This window comes from Bacillus sp. FSL K6-2944 (assembly GCF_038005385.1).
GTDB lineage: Bacteria > Bacillota > Bacilli > Bacillales > Bacillaceae_G > Bacillus_A > Bacillus_A cereus.
Map to the genome: position 1 here is coordinate 1 of NZ_JBBOTE010000020.1, position 5,209 is coordinate 5,209.

Sequence of the window (5,209 nt, forward strand, 5' to 3'; positions counted from 1 at the left end):
AAAAAAGGAAATATTATATTCTTCAGCTTACACATAATATTATACGTGCCGAACCGCTTATGCTATCGTTCCAATATCTCACGTATATTTTAGTTTGATACGCAAATCATGGGGGCTAGCCCCCAAACCCCCAGCTAGCTTCTTCCAAAAAAGTAAAGGGAAACCCTCTTAAACATAAGTTCTTAGGAATTATGCAATATTGCATAATTCCTAGCAAAAGTATAAATAAATATGATACCTTATATATGAGTACTTTCTAGTCTGTATAGTTGTTAAAAGTCGTGCATATGAAAAAAGAGGTCTTCTATGAAATGTAGGAGGCCTCTTTTTGTGTATAAAGGTGACTATAAATGAAACATATCCATAGTGAGAATGATCGCTGATTTAGATATAGATATGTGAAAAAATGAAAATTGGTGTCAAGAGAATTGTAGGGAATTTTGTCTGTTGGTTTTGATTTTTTTGGCGAAGAATTGTCGAAGACAAGAGTTCTTCGCAGGGAGAGAGAAAGTCGCAAAAGCGACGACGCGATCCCTTTTGGCGTTAGCCAAAAATAGGGGGATTTTGAAAGGGGGGTTACCCCCTTTACACATGGAACTTTGCTTGCAAAGTGTAGTGTGTTACACTGCTCTTAATTCGACAGTTCTCGTCAATGGGAGAAAGGTGGGTATGATTTCGTCATGAGCTATGCCATAATTCGTATGCAAAAATTCAAGCAAGGTGATATTAAGGGGTTGCAGTTTCACCATCAAAGGGAACGAGAGAGTCAAACAAATCCAGATATAATTCCTGGGGCGCAAGAATTAAACTATGATTTAGTAAACAATCAAAATATTGATTATAACAAGATCATTGAGGAGAAAATCGCGGAGCGAGTCGCACGAACGGTGCGAAGAGATGCTGTCATTATGTGTGAGTTTCTCATTACAAGTGACAGGGAGTTTTTCGAGGAGCTTACACCAGACAGAGAACGAAAATTCTTTGAAACAGCATTAGACTTTGTCAAACAGGAATATGGAGAACAAAATGTGATTCATGCAACGGTTCATAAAGATGAGATGACACCACATATGCATTGTGCCATCGTACCAATCACAGAAGATGGACGATTATCTGCAAAAGAATACTTTGGAAAACGACAGCAATTGATTGCGCTGCAGGACAATTTTCAAAAGCATATGGTCGAAAATGGATTTGAATTAAAACGTGGGATTTCAAGTTCACGCAGACACGTCGAAATGGGACGCATGAAGGCTGAGGGAGTGTTAGAGAATACCAAAGTACTAGAAAGTGATAAAAAATCGTTAGAAAGTGAAATAGACACCTTAAAACGAGAGATAATGGAAATATATAAAGAGATACATAAAGTAGATGAAATTGAAGCAGTAGAAAAACATGCTGTATTAAATTTACCGGTGTTGAATTTGCTAGAACAAGGAACAGTACGATTACGGCAACAAGATGTGCAGGATTTGAAACAATGGGCAAAAGAATCAATTGTACAAAAACAGGAAATAAAGCACTGGAAAGAAAGAACAACACAAACAATACAAGAGAAAGACGTAAGAATTCAGGAATTAGAAAGTGAAATAGGGATAGGAAAGCAAGAAAATACACGCTTAGCGGAAGAATATAAAAAAGTAAAAGAAACAAGTAAGACTTGGGAACAGTTATATGAAATAGCAACAGAAAATGAAAAGGAAATACGAGGTATAGTAAAACAGGCAGGATTGTATGAGTTGCTGGAACAATTTCAAAAAAGAATGAAAGAATTTAAACAAACAGTAGAACGCTATTTTCAAAAACGTCCACAAAGAACGGTACATGTTTTAAAAGAGATGGTAGCCAAAGTGTACCCTAGATTTTCTGGATGGAATCCAACAGTACTAGAAAAAAAAGAAAAGGAAATAGCTGTTGTTGATAATACAGATCATACGCTGTATTTTCGAGAAGGATATAGTTTAGAAAAAGTAAAAGAGTATTGTGTAGATGCGTTAGTCAATAAAAAACGATTACAAGAAGGATATTATGTAGATGTTTCACTTCATGGAGAAATCTTTCAGCAAATTTGGAGACAAGTACAATATCAAGAACAACAATTTCGAAAAAAAGTAGAAGAGGAGTTTGAAAGAGATCCAGAAATAGTTGTGAATCGTTTAGAACAAATGGTGCAGAAATTAGATCCATCGGTAACAGAAATTCAATATGCTTTTTCAGTAAAAAAAGATAACCCCTCTCCTTTATTTCAAAAAGGACAAAACCTAATAAAAGGAATTGGATATCGACCAGAACAATATAAAGAAGCGTATCTAGAACGATTAGTAGAAACACCAGTAAAAGAGTTACCGAAGGTATGGAAACAACAAAAACAAAGGGAAAAAGTACAGATACAAATAAAAGATAAAGAACAAGATAGAGACCTTAGTTTATAAGGCGTTCTGAAAATAACAGAATATATGATATACTTATACAGCTACATTCGAAAATGAAAATGGGTTCAAGTTGTTGTACGAATGAACCGAAAAAAAGCCAATTCCACTTACACGGGGAATTGGCTTTTTTCTTAAGCTGAGTGAGTAAATAGTACGAAACACTAATAGAGTTGTAAACCATTTTACATGTACAAGAAAAGTATAGCATGGAACAAGAAAGAAAAGAACGAGAATAAAAAGAATGTTACAGAGCGGTTAAGACGGAAAAAAAAACGTAGTCTTTTGGGAGAAGAGAGAACCCTTGTCGTATAATCCGAAGGTGTGGGGGGCGGGAGCGAATTTCCCCCCCGCCCCCTGCATCTTTGGGTTACAAGGGTAGAGGCTCGCTCCCATAAGGAAACGGCTTTTTTTGAGTATTAAGGTAGCGGATAAAGAGATAGAAAGTTTTATAGCCAACCTATTGGATAAGTTTGAACTTTTATCGGTCCAGTGTAATTTGAATGTTTATAGTGAACTACAGTAGCATACAATCTATATTTATTTGCTTTGTTGTCGTAAGCTTTATATGTCCAAGTACCAACATATGTAGGTCCAATTAGTTCAGTAGCTTGAAATGTACCAGCTGCTAACATACCAGAAACAGCTTTTGGTAATTTAAATCTTTCAGCTACTAACCAAGAAACAGCAGAAATTACTGCACGTACATCTTTATTTGTATAAGTTTTATAAAATGGTCCATCTACAATTATTCCACTATCCCCTGGATATGCTGGTCCATATTGGATTACAGAAGTTTTTTTGTTTTCAGTTATGGGATTAATTAGAGTATATAATGTTTGAATGTGTGTTTCTGTTAACGGTTCGGGACTTGAGAAAGAAACATTATTAAAGTTGTATTCAAATAAGTTTGTGGTAGGATATTGAATTTCTAAATTTGATGTATTAGCAATTTCAGCAGCAACGGTCGAATTTGTTCCTAAACAGGTTAATAGTAATGCAGAACATAAAGAACTAGTAATTATTTTTTTCATAAAAATCTCTCCTATTTTATTTATTAGCCAGATTGATTTTACAGTATTTTCAATTTAAAATCAATATTCAGAATATAAAGAAAAAATGTTATATTTAATATACAAGGAGGGTGAGAGTATTGTTATTTATAAAAAGAATTATGTATATATGTATTTCTTGTTTTATTTTTCTTTTTATGGCAACTATTTGGGATTATAGTGTTTTATTGTTTGTTTTAGGACTTTTATTTATTTTATCCTATGCAAAAATGGATTTTCACGAATTTAATAATTTTAGTTTTGTTTTAGTAACCGTAGGTATTGCAAGTGTAGTTTTAATTGGAACTTTAATACTTAATTCTATTTTACAGTGGATTGAATTTGTTATGATATCAAAAATATTGATTATATTATTAGAAATGTTGGTTGTTGGTATAGTACTTTTTATATGTGATATGGGTTTAAAAAGATATGTAAGTTTTTTAAAAGTTAAAATGTGAAATTTTCAGACAAAATAGAACAAAAAAAGCCCTTTATGCTATAATTGAGTTACCACACTACAATTATAGGAAAGAGGCTTTTTTCATTTTAACTAGATTGTTAGAGTTTTAAGAAATTAAGAATCCTAAGATTTAGTTTCTAAGTATATAATATCAAAAGAAAAGTCTCTTTGCTAGTTGTAAATACTAGGAAGAGGAGAAAATTGTATGACAAATCCTGATGGATTTAGACAAATATTAAATCAAGCTGAAGATAATGCAAGAAAAAGAGATGTGAAAAAACAAGAGAAAATAAATAATAAACATTATACTAGTTTACAAGAAGAACAGTTAGGACAAGCATTAGAGACTTTACAAGATTTAACGGGTAATGAGTATTACATTGGGCGTAAAAGAGATAAATTTGCTAAAGTCGAATTTTCTCAAGTTATACATGTAACATTATTATATTTAGTGAAAATTAAATATTTGACAACATCTGAAAAGGCATTGTTATTAGATTTAATGTTATTTTTAGAGGTGGGGACAAATGTTTTAATTGAAAAAAATATTTTAGATAATCAAATAGATCCTGATGCAATCAACAGTGCATCTGTTCAATATCTAGCTAATGAATTAGGTCGACAAAGAGAAGCTTTGAGTAAAATGATGAAGATTTTAAAAAGAAAAGGGATTTTAGCATGTGCTGAAAGTGGTTTTAGAGATGAAACAGGGCGGATTTGTACAAAACGAACTTGGTTAATGAATCCTAATATCATTTGTTGTGGTAAAAAAGAAAGAATTGATAAAGTGACAAAACATATTTTTAAAGATATTTTACGAAATTTTAAGGTTGAAGGCTCTTCGGAAATACATAATTTACCTATCTACTTTTTTTAAGAAATGCTCTTGCATTTCTTTTTTTTTTCATTAATGCGAACATATGACCGTGTCGATAATGACACACTAGTGTGTCCATATCGACACGGTCCCCCCCTTGCAAACCCTTGATATGACTGACTTTTTTTTTTTTTCTTTCTTACTCTTATATATATAGGTATCAAAACTTGTTCACAAATGTGTCTAAATTGTGAACAACAAGTTCTGTTTTTATAATCATTAACTGCTAGAAGTTCCGCAAGGAACAGGTTGTATTTTCTTTCATTTCATTTCAGAAAATCTCCACCTTCAACAAAATAAAAACCATTCTAATTTTAGAATGGTTTTTATTTTGTTGCCCTTGCCCAACTTCTTTCGGCACGTTTGTTTATGGTGCTAAGCTGATGAC

4 protein-coding genes are annotated in these 5,209 nt (G+C 32.6%); 3 read left to right on the plus strand and 1 reads right to left on the minus strand.

The genetic code is table 11. The annotated features are described in order from the left end of the window. Window positions 1–680 precede the first annotated feature (680 nt). The gene (mobV, locus tag MHH55_RS36155; protein WP_254849805.1) at window positions 681–2,432 is read left to right on the plus strand and encodes a MobV family relaxase; all 1,752 of its coding nucleotides are present in this window, start codon (window positions 681–683) and stop codon (window positions 2,430–2,432) included. Between the two features lie 446 nt (window positions 2,433–2,878). Here the strand turns inward: mobV and MHH55_RS36160 are convergent, their stop codons facing one another. Continuing rightward, window positions 2,879–3,463, minus strand: coding sequence for a hypothetical protein (locus MHH55_RS36160; RefSeq protein ID WP_078187995.1), 585 nt, complete (start codon window positions 3,461–3,463; stop codon window positions 2,879–2,881). A gap of 119 nt (window positions 3,464–3,582) precedes the next feature. On the opposite strand from MHH55_RS36160, the gene MHH55_RS36165 reads away from it, so the two are divergent. Beyond that, entirely contained in the window at window positions 3,583–3,942 is a 360-nt protein-coding gene (locus MHH55_RS36165) for a hypothetical protein (RefSeq protein WP_078187994.1), read from the plus strand. 207 nt (window positions 3,943–4,149) lie between these two features. Further along, a complete protein-coding gene (locus MHH55_RS36170) occupies window positions 4,150–4,821 on the plus strand; it encodes a MarR family transcriptional regulator (RefSeq protein ID WP_078187993.1) in 672 nt (223 codons plus the stop codon). Window positions 4,822–5,209: the final 388 nt, after the last annotated feature.

Excerpts from the sequence above, each read along its gene's own strand:
- mobV (WP_254849805.1), top strand. The coding sequence starts at position 681 with ATGAGCTATGCCATAATTCGTATGCAAAAATTCAAGCAAGGTGATATT.
- MHH55_RS36160 (WP_078187995.1), bottom strand. The coding sequence starts at position 3,463 with ATGAAAAAAATAATTACTAGTTCTTTATGTTCTGCATTACTATTAACC.
- MHH55_RS36170 (WP_078187993.1), top strand. The coding sequence starts at position 4,150 with ATGACAAATCCTGATGGATTTAGACAAATATTAAATCAAGCTGAAGAT.